We start from the raw sequence: 19,769 nt of genomic DNA on the forward strand, positions 1-19,769 counted from the left end.
ACGAGCGTCTACGCGTCTGTACAATGGTCATTTGTCATTGGTAAGGCTTTTAGGCTTGTTTACTTTTCGTAACCCCAATGTTGTGTTGAGGAACCCAAATGTTGTGTTGAGGAACCCAAATGTTGTGTTGAGGAACCCAAATGTTGTGTTGAGGAACCTATTTGTGATTTTCGTGTCAGCGTTTGTTGATTCTGTTAAAGCTTTAGTTCCCAATGACAAATGACCAATGCCCAATGCCCAATGCCCAATGACAACCTCAACTAGTAGGAGGTGATAAAAATGACAGCAATTATTGTCTTTTCTATATTCTGCTTTCTTTGGATGATTGGCTTTACGCTTTTAGCAGAGTTTTTCTTTTACGAAGAAGAACAAATGTTCTAGTAGTATTCAATGTTAGTGTTCGCTACAAGTAGTGTCACAAGAGGTATTTGTAACACGGATGTACCGATTTAGTATCTGTTTATCCCTATAACCGTGCTACCTGTGTCGCACTGTGAGGAGAGAAAGCTTTACTAATAGTGGAAGCAGTAGTAGCAAAAAGAGATTTTCCCTCCCCCTCTTTTTGCTCTGCATCTCTCCTCATATCTTGAGAGCTTTACCCTCTGGCAATAAATTACACTAAACCTGCTAATTTACATATTTTTTGTAGCTTATTAATGTTAACTTTCACATTTGATAAATGGGGTATTGTGGAATTGTGCGGAATTTTCTCACCTATCATATAAAAGTAGTTAGCCTTAGAATAATTTGCTAAGGCATAGAAATGGCCGTCTAAATAGCCAAAAGGAAAAATTTCAATAACTTTTATACCTTCTCTAATAAATAGTAAATTTGTTAAGGCAGAGCCACAGACTGAGATAATAACATCTGCGCTGTAAAAGATTTCAGCCTCTTCCTTTGTTGTTCTGCCATCCATCGTCAATGCTTCAAAGCCTATACTTTCCAGGTATTCTATAACTTCATGATCATTGATCACCTCTCGATAATTTACCTGACCCCGTTTTACATATAAGCGTTTTGGATATTTATTATTTAAATAGTTTTTTGCAGGTAAGAAGAGATTTCTTGCTAATTTGTAAGCAAAACTGGTTGGATATTGATAACCACCATTTTGTAATTTGCGGTTAATTACACAAGTTACTGATCTATCAGCTATACAGGGAAAATCAACTATTCTTTCTTTTTCTATACCAAGTGCTGTGAGAGTTTCTATTTTGAAATTAGTTATTTCTCCCACATAATAATAATCAATCTCTTGTTTATCGAAAAACTTCCAATACACCTCAAGCATAGGTAAAGTGTATATAAACCAGTGTCCATAATTTTGAGGAGTTGAATTTGATAAATACGCAACTGTTCCCTGTAGTTTGGTAAAATTAACAGATAATTCACATCCGTAGATCGGTAACTCATAAAAATCAATATCTTTCTCATATATTACTTTTAGATTCGCAGCGAAGATGTGATTGTTACAAAAACAAAATTCTTTATTGGTAGTGTCTATTACTACTGCTTCAAATTCGTCTTTAAAAGGAGTAATAACTCTTAAATAATCACTTTCTAGAAATTTAGCTTTTTGAATAGGAGTTTTTTCTTGATTAACTAACTTATAAATTTTTACCTCTTTGTCATTACCAAAATATTTATCAGCATTATCAATGCATAGTTGTATAACTCCTGTTGCCAAAGGTTTTAAGAGAATATATGCTTTTAACAAATATTTTAATTTAATGTACAAAATTAATGCTGTATCATGTATGTAGTTGATCTGGAAATTATTGCGATTTTTCATTATTTTTAATTTTTATATATAGATAAAACCTCTTGTAAAACAACAGAATCGTTTCATTAATACTCCGCGTTCACTCATGAATAGATTTTGTGATATTCAGCATATAATAATCTTAACAATTTTCATTGTGAGGTCAATTTATCAAAAAGATGATTGAAGTGACGAGAATGTGAGATAAAACACAATTAATTATGATGTTTATGATTCCAGTTAGAAACTATTTTCTTCTCCTGGTAGTAACAACAAACGATTAAAATATTTAACTCATTTTCCGGAAAACAGCGCTCTTGATTTCCCACTCGTAGATAATGGGTAATGGAATGGCTCCATTACTTATTAGACAGGTGGCAATTCGGAACGCAAACATCCCAAATGTTTAAAATCATCGCAGAACTATGAACTACATATAGGAGTCCGATTTGATTTCTGAAAAAACCTAAGTATCTGTAGTATCTGTAGGGTGTGTTATGGCGTAGCTATCACGCACCTAAATCCTTAACTGGTGCGTTAGCCTTTGGCGTAACACAACGGCAACAAAGGGGGAAGAAAATCTACACCCCTTTTTGCCTCCCCTACGTGTATTTCAGAAATCAAATATGAGTCTTATAGCTACTGTAATAATTTTATTTAGTATATAACAATACTGCATCAATTCATATATATTTTTTCAATTCTTTGCAAGAAAATACGGAAACAATTTAAAAATAAATTTAGTAATGAATGTGTGGGGTCTAGCGATAGTAAATACAATCATTAGCCCTGATTAGGAAAAATTTGAATCAAAAAGTGCCAAAAAGTCTCTATAAATAAAGTATTTCAGCAGTTTCAACACATAATCTCTAAAGCGTCGCGTCAAAAAATAAGACTTGACAATATAGATACAATTTGCATCCAAGGCGATCACATGATTGCAAAACACTAGTAGTTCACCACATTGATTTTGATGAACTGCGAGTCCCCGACTTTTCTAAAAAGTCGGGGATCTATCTCCTAGCAACCTCTTAAATTTCAATCCAATTGAATAGATAGTTTGAATCAATTGGATAATTTATAAGCTTTTTAGTAAGCACCAGTCTTGTGCAATACAACATTCACAGTTTGAATTAAAATCTTTAAATCAAGCCAAAGTGACCAATTTTCAATGTAAGTAAGGTCTAATTTTACGGCATCTTCAAATTTTTCTATATTGGAACGCCCAGAAACCTGCCATAACCCAGTTATACCAGGAAGAACTTCTTGTCGGATAAAGTGTTTTGTCTTGAACTTTTCCACATCTCTGATGGGTAGAGGACGAGGCCCAACAAGACTCATTTCTCCGAGGAAAACATTAAACAGTTGTGGTAACTCATCTAAACTATAACGGCGCAAAAACTTACCAACCCGCGTAATGCGTGGGTCATCTTTCATTTTGAAGAGAACGCCATCTTTTATTTCATTTTTTGCTTCTAAATTTGCTTGTAACTTCTCTGCATTAGTAACCATAGTACGAAATTTCCAAATTTTAAATTTTCGACTATGTAAACCAATGCGTTCTTGTCTAAAGAAGACTGATCCAGGAGAATCCAACTTAATTAATATTGCAATTGACACATAAATTGGAAATAGCATTACTAGCAAGATCACAGAACAACAAAGGTCGAAACACCGTTTGATCCAAAAATCACTACCTGCAATAATTGGTGCTGGAATGGTCATACAAGGAACTTGACCAATCATCCAGAAAGTAGATTTAGCAGGACGAATTTCGCTTTCAGTTGGCAGAATTCGCAAAGTAATACCAGCTGTCTCAAAGTTCCAGCAAACGTACAGACGATTTTTAATTGCACTCCAAGAAACAAATGCTTCTACTATTCCCTGTTCACGAAGATATTCAAAAGTTGATTCTCGATTACATAAATCTAAACATGTAGAGTCAGCAATGCCTTGAATTGTATAGCAATTTTCCTTTTCTATAATCTTGATATGATTTTCTTTATCTTCTTTCTCTGTAATTAAGAATATGGGGTGACGAATCGCTCCTTTTGTACGTAAAAATTTAGTAGCCACATCAAATAGATAGCGACCAATACAGATAAATATTAAAGATGACAACCAAAAAATCAAAAAAGTTGAACGAGAAACATAATGATTTGGTTCATAAAGAAAAGCAATGAATAAAAGTAATACCTGTGATAAAGATACGGCTTTGATAATTCCAGTATAGTTACGACGCTGAATGCCGGCTTTGTATAGACCTTTTGTTGCAATTATGCCTACTTCTAAAGCCAGAGTTATTATTAAAAAAGGAGCTTTTTGTGTCCAAGGAGAATCTAGTGGAGTTCCATACAGTATGGCTAAACTCCATGCTAAAATCACGGCAAACACATCTATAGATACAAGTATTAGTACTCGAAAAAATCGAATAGCCAATCCTCTTTGTATCCTTGTGCCTTTTGCAGAACGTAAATCTGCTTTCAAGTTAACTATTGGTAGAGATTTTGTAGTCATAATAGCAATCCTTCCTGAGTTCTCACGAAGTTTTGAGTGGTTAATTCAGATTATTTTTGAAGAAAACATCTGGATATATTCTGAGAATATGAAAATGTAATTAATAAAAATTTCAAGAAGGAAATTTAAAAACCATACTTCAAAAATACATGTATAGTATAATACAAGATTACCAAAGTTAGTCTTGTTTGGAATCAAAGTTGCTACTAGTACTCGACCACACAAAGTTTACAAAGTTTGTAGTAAGTAAGGGCTACTCTGCGGGAAAGCTGCATGTACTGCCCTTAGAGTAGTGTTAAAAGAGGACTAAAGTTCTGACTACAAACCCTTCAAAGTTAGGTTGCCAAAGTATTAGAGTGATTTCTGAGCAAATAATTACGATCAAAGACAATTTGGTATAGTGTGCAAACTGATTTTCCTATATTTTGCAAAAATATATTTAAAAAGTGAATAATTGGTTTACCATCGTACTTACCGATCCTCTCGTGCAAGCTAAAATTACCGTTTTGGTGCATTGTCAAATGCTTTTGCTATGGCATTCCATGCCAACTTGCGTTGAAAACTAGAGTCAAGTGGTAAAGGACGCACTGGTAATTTATCCCGACGAGGAGCAAAATTTGAAAGCCAGGTATAGCGATCGCTCAATCCCCAAGTAATGACTGCAATCACAGCTTTTTCATCTAGTACTACTGAAAGATATTCTTCGTAAGCAGCAGCAACCATGCGATCGCGAATCTTGAAGTCTTTCGGTAAATTTTCATCTGTTACATCTAATTCAGTAACCAGAATTTTTAAACCGAGACTAGCAACATCAGCTAAAAAATTTCGTAATTTTTTAGAATTGAAACGAGTTTCGTGACCCCACAGATGTGATTGAATACCAAAGGCGTGAATCGGCGTTCCTCTGGACTTCAAACGCTCTAGCAGTTTGAGAGTAGCGCTTCTTCTTGCTTCATGTTCAGGAATGTCATATTCTAGTCCAGCATCGTTGTAGACAAGCAAGGCTTTTGGATCTTTTTCGGCAGCAACCCTAAAAGCAAGCTCTATATAATCTGGACCAAGAAACTTTAACCAAGGAGAGTTTCGCAAACCGTCAGAGCGTTTGTCATCTGGTTTTATTGCCTCATTTACAACATCCCAAGAGTGAATTCGTCCAGCATATCGTTTAACAGTCGTTGACACATGATTGATTAAAATGTTTTGAACTTCTTGAGAGGTAGTTCTAGGATCTTTAAACTTATTAATTAACCAATGAGGTATGACGTCATGCCAAACTAAAGGATGTCCCCGGAAAAGCATCTTATGCTTAGAGGCGAATTGGGCAAAAGAGTCGTTCCCAGTAAAATTGAAAGTACTGTCACTAGGCCGAGTCGCACCCCAATAGAACCCTCCTACTAAAAGGCTGCACTCCTGAACAAAAGCAGACCGTAGTTCTTTGTTTTGCAGTAATCTATTGTAACCATCGTCCGGAAAAGCTCCGTAGATTAACCCCTTAGCAGCAGCGCGATCGCGTAAGGAAGCTTTACCCACCACAGATGAACTTCTCTTTAGATGAGATTCAGATTTAGCTTGGCTGTAGTATCTGAAGGTTTTTGTACCAGCAAAGCAGATTGTACCTGCCGAAATTCCCAAACCTAGTAGAAAATTGCGACGTCTAAATAGTTTTTGTTTTTTGACCATACAAGCATCAGTTACAGTTTAAGGTCATGAACAATTTCTCAATAAGCAAATCTTGCTTATTCCTCTCCAAAAAACGAAGATAGAAAATACTATTTTTAAGCTGTCAAGACTTCTTTGCACAAGCTATGCTAAGGGGCTAAATTTCAAATTATTATTCATTATTATCTCAAAAATCAATACTAAATCTAATGTTATTGTTCGCACCCCATACTATCATTTCACGCCTGTATAATTAGTTTGAAACCACTCACGATTGACTTCTATTTTATCATCCGTTTGCTTTAGCCAAGGATGTATATTTTCAGGCATTTGTGCTTTTAAAACAATAAATGCAAAATTATTATTGAACCAAGGAAAAACTTTACTTAAAGCTTTCAAAAATGGCTCAAATAAATGCATTACTAACTCTAAATCTCTTCTTTTTAATGTCTTTAAATTCCACCAGGGTAATCTTAATGCATTGATGAATATAAATTTGTGATTTCCATAGGGAGCATAACAGTTGATAGATTGAATTACATCACGTTCTGTCCATCGGTATACATAATTTGGAATAGCAGTATTCCTTACTCCACCATAAAAGCAATCATTTTTTGCTACTTCTGCGACTTCATATTCTTGACCGAAACCAAGTTTTACTCCAAGACGTACTAAGGGGTTATCTTTTGGTTCAAATACCAAAATGCCTTTTTTACAAACCCTGAACAATTCAAGCAACCCTTTATGGGGAGAAGCACAATGATGTAGACCGCTATGAACAATCCCAAAATCGAAAGTTTCATCCGCATATGAAATATTTTCGCAATCTTGAAAACACCATTCGTAGGGTTCGTAATCCTTAGCAACCTGTCTGGAATCAACGTTAGAGATAGTTACTTTTTCAAAACCAGCTTTGAGCAATATCTCTTTATCAGCAGAAGCACCACAGACGACCAAAATCTTCATTGATTTATTCAAAATTCCCTGAGCAAGAAGTTGCTCTAGTGTTGTCAGATAAAAATCGAAATGATTCATAATGGCTTAGATTGATTTAGCTTTGAAATGTGCAAAAATTATTATCCGTATGATTCTATCTTTTCACTACCATCCGGTCTCGCTGGGATAAACTTTCTCAAGCCCATATACTGTAGAAATACATTCCACACATATAGAGGATTGAGTAAAACATAGCGTCGCCATAAGCGTTTAGGTTCTTGAACCAAGCGATAGAACCACTCTAAACCCAAATCTTGTAGAACTTGCGGCGCTTGCGGTAGAGTACCTGCATGAAAATCAAAAGCAGCACCAACTGCTAGAATTGGGATCTTTAAAATATTGCGGTATTCATAAGCCCAGACTTCTTGTCTTGGACAACCTAAACCCAGAAAAACCGCGTTTGCGCCAGAAGCTTGAATGCGATCAGCAAGTTCTATACGCTCAACCTCAGTGAGTCTACGAAATTTGGAAGGTTCCATACCAGCGATTACTAGACCCGGAAAGGATTGCTTCAGATTATGGGCAAATCTGCTCAGTGTTTCTAGCTTACTCCCGTATAGATAAACAGATAATCCACGATCTGCAAAAGCTTGAGCAACACGTAATGTGAGATTAGGTCCGTAGACCCGATCAGGTAATTTTTTTTGATGTAACCACCATAAAGCCCAGCGCACAGGTTGACCATCTGGCACAATCAGATCCATTCCATTCAAACGTCTCCCATGTACTGGATCTAAAAAACCAGTCATCACTCCATGAACTGCTAAAGCGCTCACAGAACAAGGTTGCTTTTTTTCAGCTGCGGATACAATTTTTGCAACTGCAAATTCATAGTCTACAGCGTGTACATTCACACCTAAAATGGGATATTTACCCTCATTAATCATTACTTATATCCACCTTTTGACGTTATATTCGTAAATTTCGCGTAGAATTTGCGTCACATCATATTTAATTGACCAATCTGGGTAATGTGCTTTAAATTTTGATAGATCGCTAATATACCAAATATGGTCTCCGATCCGATTGTTGTCGGAATATGAATAGTTCATCTCCTTACCGGTAATTTCTTGGCAAATATCGATCGCTTCTAGCATTGAGCAATTGCTTTCACGACCACCCCCAATGTTATAAACTGCACCCACACTAGGGTTTTTATAAAATTCATAGAATGCAGAAATCAAATCAGATGAATGAATATTGTCACGTACCTGCTTACCTTTGTAACCAAATATAGTGTAAGGCTTGCCAGTAACCGCACATTTCATCAAGTAAGCTAAAAATCCGTGCAGTTGTGTTCCCGAATGATTTGGTCCAGTCAAACATCCCCCTCGAAAAGACACTGTTTTCATATCAAAGTAGCGACCATATTCCTGGACAAGAACATCTGCTGCAACTTTGGAAGCTCCAAATAAAGAATGCTTACTTTGATCGATACTCATATCTTCGGAAATACCCGAATAGTATTTATGAGATGCTTCAATTTCCCACCGCTTTTCTTGCTCTAATAAGGGTAGGTAATTAGGTAAGTCTCCATAAACTTTATTTGTGGATGTGAAAATAAATACAGTTTCTGGACAATACTCACGAGTTGCTTGCAACATGTTGAGTGTTCCATTAGCATTCACGGAAAAATCCGAAAATGGATCGTTAGCAGCCCAATCGTGGGAAGGTTGGGCTGCTGTATGAATAATTAATGATATGTTTTTGCCAAAATGTTGAAAAATATCTGCTATTTTCGAGTAATCTCGAATATCTACGTTGTAGTGTTCATATTCCTTGAATTCCGCTTCTAAACGCTTGCGATTCCACTCGGTTGAAGCTTCTTCACCAAAGAAGAATTTACGCATGTCATTGTCAATACCGACAATATGTAGTCCAAGATGAGCAAAGTATCTTACTGCTTCTGAACCAATTAAACCAGCCGAACCTGTAATGATCGCTACGCTCATTTTTACCTCAATATTAGATTTATCTTTTGAAAAATGTTAATTATGAATACAGAGCTAATAGTGTGTTATAAAAAATGCTCATCATTTTGAATTTAGTTACCCACCATAGCTATTTTTGCAAAACATAAGAAGCCGTCTGTGCAAAGAAATTAGCCGCTGCTACAGGAGTATGCTGAGATATTAATTTTTGCGAATTTTGTCCCATTTTAGAAATATAATTTGGATTATCGATCAAGCGCTTCATTGCTTCAGCGAGTGTCTCTGGATTATACGGATCAAAAATATAACCGTTTTCACCATCAATCACCATTTCAGATGCTCCTGCCCATTTTGAACAAAGGATAGGCTTACTAAAAGCCATTGCTTCTAAGACAACCATTCCCCAAGTATCTTCCAAAGAAGGAAAAACGAAAATCTCAGCATTCTGAAAATATACTCCTAGATTCTTATAGTCAACCCAACCGACCCAGTTAACGCAATCTTGTATATTCTCATCGGTACAAAAACTCTCAAGCTCTTCCTGCTGTGGTCCTCTACCGACAATTTGTAAGGTGTAGTTACAATAATTTTCCTGTTTGAGAATAGCACATGCTTTCAGCAATTGATGAAGTCCTTTTCTCTGCTCTATCCGTCCTACGTATAAAAAAACTGGGTGTTGTTGCTGTGGAACAATTTTTTCAATATCAAAAGTCTGAGGTACTTGCAATAAACTTTTGACGTCCGGAACCATGTATGCTCTCCTTCGGACTTTATCTTTTTGGACTCCTAAAAATTGGATCAGATATTCCTCTCCACCGTAACTATTTGTAATTAATGCATCTGCAAACCAAGCCATCATGCTTCTGAGGAATGAACGGACTTTTGAATGTCGAAAGTCTACGTTTGGTGAACTACCCTCCCAAGCAAGAACAAGTCGCCATTTCCCGAAGGGTTTGAAAAGCAATGCTAATACCGTCCAAGCAGAGAAACCGCTTGTAAAAACTACATGAGGTTTAAATTGCAATAAATAACGGATAATACCTGGAGATAAGAACATAAAACCACCGCTATAGTCGGTTTTTTCCTTGTTTGTTGTTACTCGCATGGTCTTTCCGACTACTTTAACCGCAGAATTATTTCCAGTCTGTAAATCAAAACCAGGCCAAGGACGACCCGTGTAGAGAATAGTTTGCTCAGATAAGTTTGCTAGTTCTTCTAAAACTGGTTGCCAATAAGTACCTAGCTCTACAGTTGGAAGAAGCAAAGCTATACGGGGTTTGTCTATTTTATTCATTAATTTGTTACTTTTTTAATGCTATTACTGGAACATTGCTTCCTATGTTTTTATTTGACTTTAGAATTTAAGCTACTAACTTGTGAGATAACACTGACTTTAAAACTAATCTTGCATAAGGAAGTAGCCAGTAGAAAACCCAGAATGGGCCAGCATGTCTACAGGCAAATACTTTCCATTCTTTAATTGGTAGTCCTCTGGGCTGATTAATTTTCTCCCATCGTTGACGCAAAGTTAAATTTGGTTCATCCCAAGCTTGATGTCTTAAGGGATTATACTCACAGATTCCGACATATCTTGGTGCTAGCCAAACTGAACCACCTTGTTGGTGAACTCGTAGTCCATAATCAAAATCTCCTGTGCTATGACGAAATGCTGGGTCAAGATTTCCTACTGCTTGAACTACTTCTCTGGATAAGAGGACACAGTTACCATTAATGGTTGAACAGGGTTTTAATTGATTATCGTCTGGTTTGATTAAATTAAACTTCAGAGGATGCCACCAACTACTTGCAATCATACCTCCATAACTAGGCAAACCAGTTTTTGGATCTTGAGTAGACCCGACCACAACTGTTTTCACATAACCTTGTTTAGTTAAATCATGGTAAGAAGTCAGCAAACTACTTATAGCTTCTGGGTAAAGAATAGTGTCATCATTGAGCCAGAGATAGTAGTCATAATCGTACTTGATAGCCTCAGCAAAAGCTAACCTCATTCCTCCGTTCCAAAACAGGTCTCCACTTCCCAACAGAACATTGATCCCAGAGTAATGACTACGTACTACTTCTCCTGTACCATCAGTGCTGCCATCATCTACTAAGTAAACTTGCATCTCAATATTTGATGGCAATTCCTGTTTGTACAAAGCCTCTAAACAGCCTAAAGTCTTCGCCAGGCGATTGTGACAAGTCATAATTACAGCGAGACGTAAGGTTTTGGTGGTAGCTTTTTGGCTATGATTGGTGACTGTATTTTTAACCTGCATAAATGTTTATGAAAATATGATTCAGAGCAACCATAACTTAATGTAAATTATTTTTTTTCAAACTAGGTAGTTAAGCGATGGAGAGGTGAAAATTTTCTTTTGAACTCAATAGCAGAAGAAAGTGATACACAGACATATACAACCCAAAACGTATTTACTAATAAAATACAACTGTCACTGAAATTCAGAAGACAAAAAAGTCCAATAAATTGTAACATCCAGGCATATTCTATGGTTCTAGAGTAAATAAATAATATTATGACTCTTTTTAAAGTCAAAAATAAATTAACGATAAATGTTAAGAACCCAATGAAACCAAGTTGAACAAAAAGATCTACATAACCGTTATGAGAGTGGAAGGAGGTAGCACTACGAGAAACTGCCTCATCGAAAGCTGCCCAGCTATTTTTTATGACATAATCAGCAGCTTGTGAACCCCAAAAACCTCCATAACCATAGCCCAACCAAGGTCGCTCTAATCCTTTTTCAATAGAGAGACCCCAAAGAGGAGTGCGACCGTTAAATTCAAGATCCTTTCCTAATAAATCAACTACTATAAACTCCAAATTAGCAGTCAACAAAACAGTAACTGCAATAGCAAATAAAGAAAAAATTAAAAATATTAATAGTCTAACTTTACCTTGTTTATTGATTTTATATAAAAGAACAATAGCTAAAGAAAAAACAATCATTAACAATGAAGTTTTACTGTTAGCTTTTATCGCTAAAAATAAAGTTAATAAAAAGCCAATAATTGCAGCAATTTTATTATTTTTTTTGTCTAAATATGTTACTACAAATATTGAAGCAAAAAGTCCCAACTGACGGCCAAGTGTCTGTTTGTGTGAGTAGATACCTAACCAAGATAATTTTCCATCGACTACAGCAGTGCCAAAAGATGGAAATAAAAAGACACTACCTAAAGATAGAATCATTGATATTCCAGCACTCCAAGACAGCAAGCTTACCTGTTCTCTAGGACGGTATTGCATTGCTAAATAAGCTCCTAAGAGACTTGAGCGGAGTAAAAACCTCAATTGATATGCAGTACTTTCTGGATTGTTAGACCAAAAAAGTGAGGCAAACGCTAAACTGAGCAATAAGAGTAAAGAGATATCTCGTGTGGCAACATAAAGAAATCTTTTTCCTCGTCCAAAAATTACAAAAAATAAAAATAAATAGATTATTATACTGACGAGATTTACTATTAAGGGTGGGAAAGGGAAAAACTCAGTAAGTAAAATTAAAGCAATTGTACTTATAATCTCTAGCTTATTTTTCAAAGCTACAAGCGATATTTTTGTCATTTTTTCTAATCAAGGACTGATAATTTTCAGTAGCATAATATTTTAAAAATGTTTATGAAAATATCAACAAATCTCTTGAAAAAGAGATTTGTAGTGATCTGCTTGAATTTCTAAAGTAAATTCTTGTAATACCTTTTCCCTAGCAAAATATGATAGTTGACGATGCCTTTCCTGATTTTCGAGTACCCAGGCAATACCTTGAGCCAAATCTTCAACTTTATAAGCTTGAGCTAAGTAACCATTTTTTTGATGCTCAATCATATCTGGCATACCGCCAATGTTAAATGCGACACTGGGTGTTCCACAAGCGATCGCTTCCATGACTGTGTTGGCTAAATTTTCTTCAATTGAAGGTAAAACAAACACATCTGCGGCTGAATATACCACAGCCAAAGACAAATCATCATTAAGCGTACCGACGTAATGAGCCTGAAAACCAAAATCAGGAGGATTTTCTGGTTGAGATGCTCCAAAAATGACTACTTCTAAGCGATCTTTCCAGCCAGATTTGCTCAACTCTTCCAAAGCTGCTTGTAACAGATGAAAGCCTTTTCTTTTATCACTGGTTGCTCGTAATGAACCGAAGAGAACAAGTTGCTTATCTTGTGGTAATTTGAGTAGTTTTCTGGCGATGTGACGCTCAATAGGTCGATATGTTTGAACATCCACTCCATAAGGAATAACTTCAACACGTAAATCTTGAAAAAGCGAACTATCTCTTGCACATCTAGCTAACCAAGAGCTAGGTGTAACTATTGTGAGGTTAAGTTTTTTCCAAGCATTCGTTTTGCGTTTCCATACCCAACGAGACAAATCCCAGTCCTTGTTGCTACCAAGCTGAGGACAAGTTCCACAGGATTTAATGTAGCGCTCGCAATCACCACTGTAGTGACATCCTCCAGTGAACGCCCACATATCATGAAGCGTCCAAACTAAAGGTTGTTTCAGCTTGGCAAGTGTTTCTATATGTACAAATGCTCCACTAATCCAGTGTAAATTAATGATATCTGGATTAATAGCAGCAATTTTGGGAATTACTCTATCTGGTAACCATTGAAGAGAAAATATATTTTCACTTCGTTGACGATAAAACTTTAATGGTAAAGTATCAAATGTCAATTTTGAACGTGCTAGCCCTTGAAACATCCTAATTCTTGGCGCCAATACTGTTTTGTCATCACTATTTTTTTCTTGTACTAGCATTTGTGAATTGATACCAATATTTTGCAACCCCTTGTGCAAACGATATGAAGCACGAGCTGCACCACCTGAAATATCTTGAGTACTAAGGAGCAAAATTTTCATTGGAGCAAATTCTTATTTGAAAAATTTCACTAATGTTAATATGTCAAACTAGATTAAGTATCTTTTTGATGTTCTGTTTGAGAGGTTGGAGTGGGTCTTCTTTAAATAAAGTTTGTTGTGTAAAAGTATCTGCTTGCACATTTTTAGATATAAAAGGTGGATGCTTTAAAGGAAAGATCATTTCCTCTGTAGGCATATTGTTGTAGGGGGATTTTTTATTTCCAGTGAAATGAGTAGAATCTGAACCGAAGCCTATATTAGAAATTAAGTTCCCATTTGAGATAATACCTAAGCTGCTTTGAAGCCAACAAGCAAATGTCCATTGAAAATCCCATATGTTCATGGAAGGGTTATTGTAAACAGAGTCAAATATCTTGCTCCAATATTGAACTGACCTAGAATCCATGAGGATATTATCGAGAAAACCCATAGCTTTCATTTCTGGCCAAAGCTTCATGTATAAATCAAAGTGCTGCCAAGCACGTCTCCAGCTTGCCCAGCCCCAGGAATGGTTGTATATAGAAAAGTAGTAACTGTAATTAGTTCGTTTGCGTCCAAACTGAACATTTTGTCCAGAAATTGAAGAGATCCGGGTATCGTACCTGTATTTCTCTAGTAATTCTTCACAGAAACGAAAAAATGTTGGATGAGGTACACAGTCATCTTCTAAGATAATTGCTTCTTCAACATTATTGAAAACCCAATCCAGACCACTAGAAACGCGTTTTGCACACCCTAAATTCACATCTGAGTAGTTTGTCAGAACATCACAATCCCAGTCAACACGGTTAATAATTGCACGAGTAGCTTCACACTTTTCTGGCTCATCAGCACGGTCGTGTCGGGGACCATCTGCGATGACAAAAAGTTTTGGTGGTTTGGCTTGGCGAATTGTTTCAAAAACACGCTCTGTTGTATGTGGGCGTTTGAAAATAATAAACGCTACTGGCGTTTGCAAATGAAATTGAGACATGAAAGCTTACCTAATCAATTTAAGGTAGAGATGAGTTAAAAAGTAAATGATCCTTCACTCATTTACTCATTTAGTATTAAATCCTTTGACGTATCTGAATATTCTATTTAATAAACTTGGTAATAAAATTGCTTTGGTTTGCATCATAAAAATCTTTCTAGTTCGTGGCAAAAATAGAAAAGATATATATGAAGCAATACATTGAGCAATTAGTGAAGAAATTGCTGCTCCTATACCTCCATAACCTTTGATTAAAAAGTAGTTCAAAATTATATTGATGACTGCACCATTGGCAGTTGCTATAAATGTAAATTGCATTAAATTTTCTGCTGTGGTCCACAGACCACATACCAAGCCTATGGAAACAAATAATCCAGTCCAAATATGGATTATAAGTATAGTCCCTGCTTCTGCATATTCTTGGCCATACATCAAATTGATAATTTGGTATGAGAACAATGAAAATGTTACACCAACTGCAAAAGACACAATTGTCAGAAAGTCTAAAACTTTCTGTATTTGTTCATAGTACAGATCTTGATTTACTTGTTTGGCTTTTAAAATGGATGGAAAGACTGAACTTGTTATGGCAGTTGGTATGAAATACCAAATTTCTGATATCTTGATTGCTGCCGAGTAGATTCCTACTGCTTTGTCACCAATCATCTGACCTAGCATTAACTGATCAGTTCGCATGTAAATCATGACGACAAAACTTGTAAAAATGAGTGTCCAGCTATCTTTAAGTAACTCTATGGCATACTTCGAGCTAAAATGCCATGCTTGTATGAAATAACCTTTAATCCTATACGCCACTACAAGTCCCAAAGCACTCAGAGCGGTTTCAGCAGAATAAGCCCAAGCGAAAAAAAGTAATGGAGCTTGTATTTGGATCAAGAAAACCCGCATACAACTAGCTAGCACCAAACCTATATTCTTAAACCAAACCGTATATTTGGACTGAACTTGGGATTGGAACCAATAATCAATAACGTAATAAGATTCAAAAAACATTCCCACAGTCATAATTCCAACCAATTGATGGATAAGAATTTCGCGGGGACGGATAATGATAATTACCGCAACTGAGAGAAATATGATCACAACTTGGGCTAAAACCTTCATTAAGAAGGCTGTGCCTAAGATTTCATCTTTCTTGTTGGGTTGACGGACAATGTTACGAACAACAATGCTATCAAGTCCTAGATTTGCAACTGTGTTGAAGATAGCAGTAAAAGCGATCGCGTAATTAAAAATACCGAAATTTTTTGGTCCGAGGTAGCGGGCTACCCATACGCCCACCAATAGTCCCGTACCCATTCGTAAAACTCTATCTGCTAACAGCCAACCTGTGTTACTAATAATCTTTTGTAGGTTAGGACTGAGTTTATCGGTAATTCTTTCTATGTTTTTGAGCATTAGTAAGCAACTACCTCAAAAGCGATCGCATCTTTTATAAAGTACTGAATCAACGATTTTTCACCATCAGAGATTTTTTAGACACACTAGTTGACTCCACTGAATCTTTTGCATAGTAGAAGTAGCTGTCAGGTTCGCGCTTCACGCTGACACCATTAATGACCATACCCAATATTTTTTGTCCTGACTGAGTTAAAAACTCTTTAGCTGCACTAGCACTTGCAAAATCAACCACTTCTGGACGCACCACTAACAGAATACCGTCTGCTAATTTACCCAGAACTGCTGCATCTGCTGTTCCTGCTAAAGGTGGAGCATCGAAAATTACACAATCATAATCTTTTGTAAAGTTCGCAACTAAGGCAGCCATACGCTCGGAATCTAGTAGGGCTACTGGATTAGGAGGTATCACTCCAGAGGTGAGAACGTGTAAATTGGGCATTACTTCGTGGACAACGGTCTCTAAAGGAACTTGATCAACAATGATATTACTTAAGCCTTTTTTATTGCTTAGTTGCCAAATATGATGCTGGATGGGATGACGCATATCAGCATCTACCAAAAGTACTCGACGTTCAACTTCTACCATTGCTACAGCCAAATTGGCAGAAACCTCTGATTTTCCTTCTTTAGGAATGGAACTAGTAACTGTAATTGCTTTTAGCTGCTTATCTGAAAGGAATTTCAAGTTTGCTTGTAGCATTTGGTATGCGTCACCAACAGGAAAATGGGGGACATCTCTACCAACTACTCTGGGAACTGGTCTATCTAAACCTTCTACTGAATAGCTATTTTTCCCACTTCGACTAACACTAGGAATTACCCCTAGCAAAGTGTATTGGAAAAGTTCTCTCGCTTCTTTAACAGTTTTGATAGAGCGGTCTATTAAATCAGAAATCAGAGCAGCAATTATTCCAAGCAGTATACCTAAAATTCCTCCACCAAAAACAATCAGAGCTTTTCTCATTCCACTCGGCTCATCTGGTACTAATGCAGGGGAAATGATTCGAGCATTACCAATATTTTGGTTTTCGGCTACGTTAATTTCTTGTAATCTGGTCAAAAGCGTTTCATAAGTTGTTTGCGCGGCTTTCAGCTTTCGCTCTAGTTCCCGTTGGGTTTGCTCTAATCGAGGTAAAGTATTGGCTCGCTGTTTGTACAAAGACCATGTATTTCTCAAATCAGCAATTCGTTTCTCCAAACCTGCACGTTCTTTATCTGTACTTGCTAAATCTTCAATCAGCTTTTGTCGTACCTCTCCCATCTGTAAATTAGCTGTAGACATTTGCTGACTATTACCACCTACTTGCTCTACTCGCTGTCGTAATAAATTTTTCAGAGCAGAAACTTTTTCTTCTAACTGAGAGACTGTCGGATGTCCTGGTAGATAACGGGTTCGCGCCACCGCCAAATCGGTTTGTGCTTCCTGGAGTTCTTTGATTACTTCTTGAGTTCCAGCTACTTGGCTCAAGTCAACTGCTGATACAGCTTCTTGCGAGTTCACCCTAGCCTGGTTTTGTAATTTCTCCAGACGAGCATTAGCATCAACAAGTTGAGCTTGGGCTTGGGCAATTTCATCTTCTAATTTTGAGATTGTATTAACTGCTGCGGTTGCTTCTTCTTGCAGAACGATTACCTTATTTTTCTCTTTGAATCTACGTAAGGCTAATTCTGCTTTCTGCACAGCTTCCTCAGTTTTAGGTAACTGCTGCAATATAAATTTACCTGCTGAGGTTGCTTCTTCTCTATTGGCTTGGATGTTTTGCTTAATATAAGCATCAACTACTTTATTGATGACTTTTGCAGCCAATTGAGGGTTTTCATCTGTATAAGATATTTCTAGGACATCTGTACCTTTGAGACCCTCTACTTTCAAATTTTTTAGCAAATCCTTAATTTTTAAGGGTTCACCTTCATCATCTTTGAGGCTCAAGGTTGTGATGGTTTCCTGAATTACAGGAACAGATGTAACAATTTTAGCTTGTGTGTCTAAGGGACTGTCCTTCTCCGCTAGAGATTCCAGTCGTCCTAAATCTTCTCCCAATCCTGTTAATGAGGATGCTCGATTTGTCTTAATTAACAGACTCGCTTGTGCTGTATATGTCGGTTTCGATGATAATGCGTATAATAATGCAAGGGTGAGAACTACTCCAAATACTCCTACTGCGGTCATCCAACGTCGTTGTAGAACAAGCAAGTATTTTTGAACATCTATCTCTTCAAGTTGATATTCAGATTCTTTCATGGCAGATGTTGGCCTATTAATCATAAATTACAATTAAAAATCTGCTAATCGCTTATACCAATTATCTATAAAAGAAAGCTGCATATATAATATATTTTATGTGCTGTGCAGATCCAAAAATAATTGGTGATTAACCGATAAATCCGAAATCCTTGCTGCTTTTACAACCAACCATTTTTGAATGTCTGCGAGTGAATTCTCCTACCGAAGGGTTTCCTTCTGGATAAATTACCCCCATTGCTTGCTGCCAAAGTTCTGGAGCTGCAATCGATACTTCATAAACGCGATCGCGCTTTTTCAGGTGATACCATTTTTTTTCTTGACATTGATCACACCAAAATGCTTCCAACCATTCTCCTTCTAGAGGTACTGCGGTTTTCTTTGCTACTAAAAAAAGTGCTGTTTGTCGCCCTATTCCCCTCTGCTGGAGTTGTCCTGGGCGATCAGCAAATAATGGATATTTTTGACTGACACTATCTAGATAGCATCCGTGAATCGGACAATAGATCGCTCGTCGTTTTGAACGTTTGCGATTTCGGTCACATCTTCTTTGCACTTTGACCTCCCTTGTTGGGTAAATGTACAGTAGAGCAAGAAGTTTGCGCTAGAGGAACTGAGATCTAAAACTAGACCATCGTAAGTTCATCTCTATTTTTGAATTAATTATTTAGTTTAAATTTACTTTAGTTAATCAATAATTTAGTCATTCTTTTATAAAGATTCTGCAAAGGATTCTTTTCGAGAACACAAAATAGACACACAATAATTATCGATTCAGACCTCAAATTCAATCAAAAATATATCTGAGCGCTAGACAGAAGGACGTTTGTGCAGGGTAATTAAATTTTAGTTATAACTTTCCTGGTAACTCAGTCATCCTGAGATTTCTAAACATCTAAATCTAGCAAGATGGCTGGGTTGGAGGGACTGAGATCTTAGTTGACCATCGAAGCCCTACTCCATCAATTCCAAATAATTTATTCTATTTATTTTGAGTATTCCTTCGCAGGATGAGAATCATATAATTCCAGGGATTTTCCAACTACAACTCTAACAATACAATTGCAATAGTTAAAAATTATAATGTACAGATATTGGTCGATGCGTTGATAAATAGATAAATTTTTTGCTTGAGCATGACTTGCTTTCCTCAGGCTGCAAGTAAAAAAATACTTTGTTTTTCTCTATATAAATAGAATCTTGCAGTGCTTCCAAGACAATATTACTGGTATTATTTGTCAACAGTATTTATAAATAAAGATAATTTCTATTGCGCTTCCTTAAGTTTTTATGGTTACATTTACTAATGTAAATTCCGTTACATTTTAACTGTCTACTAAGCTTATTGTTCATTAATTTCCACAGTTTTGTTT

At 36.5% G+C, this 19,769-nt stretch carries 14 protein-coding genes; all 14 read right to left on the minus strand.

The genetic code is table 11. The features are described from left to right. Positions 1-613: 613 nt before the first annotated feature. The 14 genes from B4U84_RS22460 to B4U84_RS22525 all read right to left on the minus strand — a co-directional run bounded on the left by B4U84_RS22460 (position 614) and on the right by B4U84_RS22525 (position 18,952). Positions 614-1,792, minus strand: a complete 1,179-nt coding sequence (locus B4U84_RS22460; protein WP_131120614.1) for a glycosyltransferase family 61 protein — start codon at positions 1,790-1,792, stop codon at positions 614-616. A gap of 1,059 nt (positions 1,793-2,851) precedes the next feature. Beyond that, entirely contained in the window at positions 2,852-4,279 is a 1,428-nt protein-coding gene (locus B4U84_RS22465; RefSeq protein ID WP_131120615.1) for a sugar transferase, read from the minus strand. Positions 4,280-4,777: 498 nt separating this feature from the next. Continuing rightward, positions 4,778-5,959, minus strand: coding sequence for an endo-1,4-beta-xylanase (locus B4U84_RS22470; RefSeq protein ID WP_131120616.1), 1,182 nt, complete (start codon positions 5,957-5,959; stop codon positions 4,778-4,780). Between the two features lie 213 nt (positions 5,960-6,172). Next, positions 6,173-6,973 carry a class I SAM-dependent methyltransferase gene (locus tag B4U84_RS22475; protein WP_131120617.1) on the minus strand — a complete coding sequence of 267 codons (801 nt, stop codon included), beginning with the start codon at positions 6,971-6,973 and terminating at the stop codon, positions 6,173-6,175. 41 nt (positions 6,974-7,014) lie between these two features. Then, positions 7,015-7,821 carry a WecB/TagA/CpsF family glycosyltransferase gene (locus B4U84_RS22480; protein WP_131120618.1) on the minus strand — a complete coding sequence of 269 codons (807 nt, stop codon included), beginning with the start codon at positions 7,819-7,821 and terminating at the stop codon, positions 7,015-7,017. A gap of 3 nt (positions 7,822-7,824) precedes the next feature. Continuing rightward, complete coding sequence (locus B4U84_RS22485; RefSeq protein ID WP_131120619.1) at positions 7,825-8,886, minus strand: NAD-dependent epimerase/dehydratase family protein; 1,062 nt, start codon at positions 8,884-8,886, stop codon at positions 7,825-7,827. A 109-nt stretch (positions 8,887-8,995) separates the two neighbouring features. Continuing rightward, positions 8,996-10,159 carry a glycosyltransferase family 4 protein gene (locus tag B4U84_RS22490; protein WP_131120620.1) on the minus strand — a complete coding sequence of 388 codons (1,164 nt, stop codon included), beginning with the start codon at positions 10,157-10,159 and terminating at the stop codon, positions 8,996-8,998. A 67-nt stretch (positions 10,160-10,226) separates the two neighbouring features. Then, positions 10,227-11,147 (minus strand): glycosyltransferase family 2 protein, encoded by a 921-nt coding sequence (locus B4U84_RS22495; protein WP_131120621.1) that lies wholly within the window; start codon positions 11,145-11,147, stop codon positions 10,227-10,229. 62 nt (positions 11,148-11,209) lie between these two features. Further along, complete coding sequence (locus B4U84_RS22500) at positions 11,210-12,454, minus strand: O-antigen ligase family protein (protein WP_131120622.1); 1,245 nt, start codon at positions 12,452-12,454, stop codon at positions 11,210-11,212. Between the two features lie 63 nt (positions 12,455-12,517). After that, entirely contained in the window at positions 12,518-13,759 is a 1,242-nt protein-coding gene (locus B4U84_RS22505; protein WP_131120623.1) for a glycosyltransferase family 4 protein, read from the minus strand. Positions 13,760-13,802: 43 nt separating this feature from the next. Beyond that, the gene (locus tag B4U84_RS22510; RefSeq protein WP_242677684.1) at positions 13,803-14,732 is read right to left on the minus strand and encodes a glycosyltransferase family 2 protein; all 930 of its coding nucleotides are present in this window, start codon (positions 14,730-14,732) and stop codon (positions 13,803-13,805) included. A 66-nt stretch (positions 14,733-14,798) separates the two neighbouring features. Then, positions 14,799-16,151 (minus strand): flippase, encoded by a 1,353-nt coding sequence (locus B4U84_RS22515; RefSeq protein ID WP_131120624.1) that lies wholly within the window; start codon positions 16,149-16,151, stop codon positions 14,799-14,801. Positions 16,152-16,200: 49 nt separating this feature from the next. Further along, the gene (locus B4U84_RS22520; RefSeq protein ID WP_131120625.1) at positions 16,201-18,396 is read right to left on the minus strand and encodes a GumC family protein; all 2,196 of its coding nucleotides are present in this window, start codon (positions 18,394-18,396) and stop codon (positions 16,201-16,203) included. A gap of 130 nt (positions 18,397-18,526) precedes the next feature. Continuing rightward, positions 18,527-18,952 carry a hypothetical protein gene (locus tag B4U84_RS22525; protein WP_131120626.1) on the minus strand — a complete coding sequence of 142 codons (426 nt, stop codon included), beginning with the start codon at positions 18,950-18,952 and terminating at the stop codon, positions 18,527-18,529. Between the last annotated feature and the right edge of the window lie 817 nt (positions 18,953-19,769).

This window comes from Westiellopsis prolifica IICB1, assembly GCF_004323185.1.
GTDB classification, from domain to species: Bacteria; Cyanobacteriota; Cyanobacteriia; order Cyanobacteriales; family Nostocaceae; genus Pelatocladus; species Pelatocladus prolificus_A.

Excerpts from the sequence above, each read along its gene's own strand:
- B4U84_RS22460 (WP_131120614.1), bottom strand. The coding sequence starts at position 1,792 with ATGAAAAATCGCAATAATTTCCAGATCAACTACATACATGATACAGCA.
- B4U84_RS22465 (WP_131120615.1), bottom strand. The coding sequence starts at position 4,279 with ATGACTACAAAATCTCTACCAATAGTTAACTTGAAAGCAGATTTACGT.
- B4U84_RS22470 (WP_131120616.1), bottom strand. The coding sequence starts at position 5,959 with ATGGTCAAAAAACAAAAACTATTTAGACGTCGCAATTTTCTACTAGGT.
- B4U84_RS22475 (WP_131120617.1), bottom strand. The coding sequence starts at position 6,973 with ATGAATCATTTCGATTTTTATCTGACAACACTAGAGCAACTTCTTGCT.
- B4U84_RS22480 (WP_131120618.1), bottom strand. The coding sequence starts at position 7,821 with ATGATTAATGAGGGTAAATATCCCATTTTAGGTGTGAATGTACACGCT.
- B4U84_RS22485 (WP_131120619.1), bottom strand. The coding sequence starts at position 8,886 with ATGAGCGTAGCGATCATTACAGGTTCGGCTGGTTTAATTGGTTCAGAA.
- B4U84_RS22490 (WP_131120620.1), bottom strand. The coding sequence starts at position 10,159 with ATGAATAAAATAGACAAACCCCGTATAGCTTTGCTTCTTCCAACTGTA.
- B4U84_RS22495 (WP_131120621.1), bottom strand. The coding sequence starts at position 11,147 with ATGCAGGTTAAAAATACAGTCACCAATCATAGCCAAAAAGCTACCACC.
- B4U84_RS22500 (WP_131120622.1), bottom strand. The coding sequence starts at position 12,454 with ATGACAAAAATATCGCTTGTAGCTTTGAAAAATAAGCTAGAGATTATA.
- B4U84_RS22505 (WP_131120623.1), bottom strand. The coding sequence starts at position 13,759 with ATGAAAATTTTGCTCCTTAGTACTCAAGATATTTCAGGTGGTGCAGCT.
- B4U84_RS22510 (WP_242677684.1), bottom strand. The coding sequence starts at position 14,732 with ATGTCTCAATTTCATTTGCAAACGCCAGTAGCGTTTATTATTTTCAAA.
- B4U84_RS22515 (WP_131120624.1), bottom strand. The coding sequence starts at position 16,151 with ATGCTCAAAAACATAGAAAGAATTACCGATAAACTCAGTCCTAACCTA.
- B4U84_RS22520 (WP_131120625.1), bottom strand. The coding sequence starts at position 18,396 with ATGAAAGAATCTGAATATCAACTTGAAGAGATAGATGTTCAAAAATAC.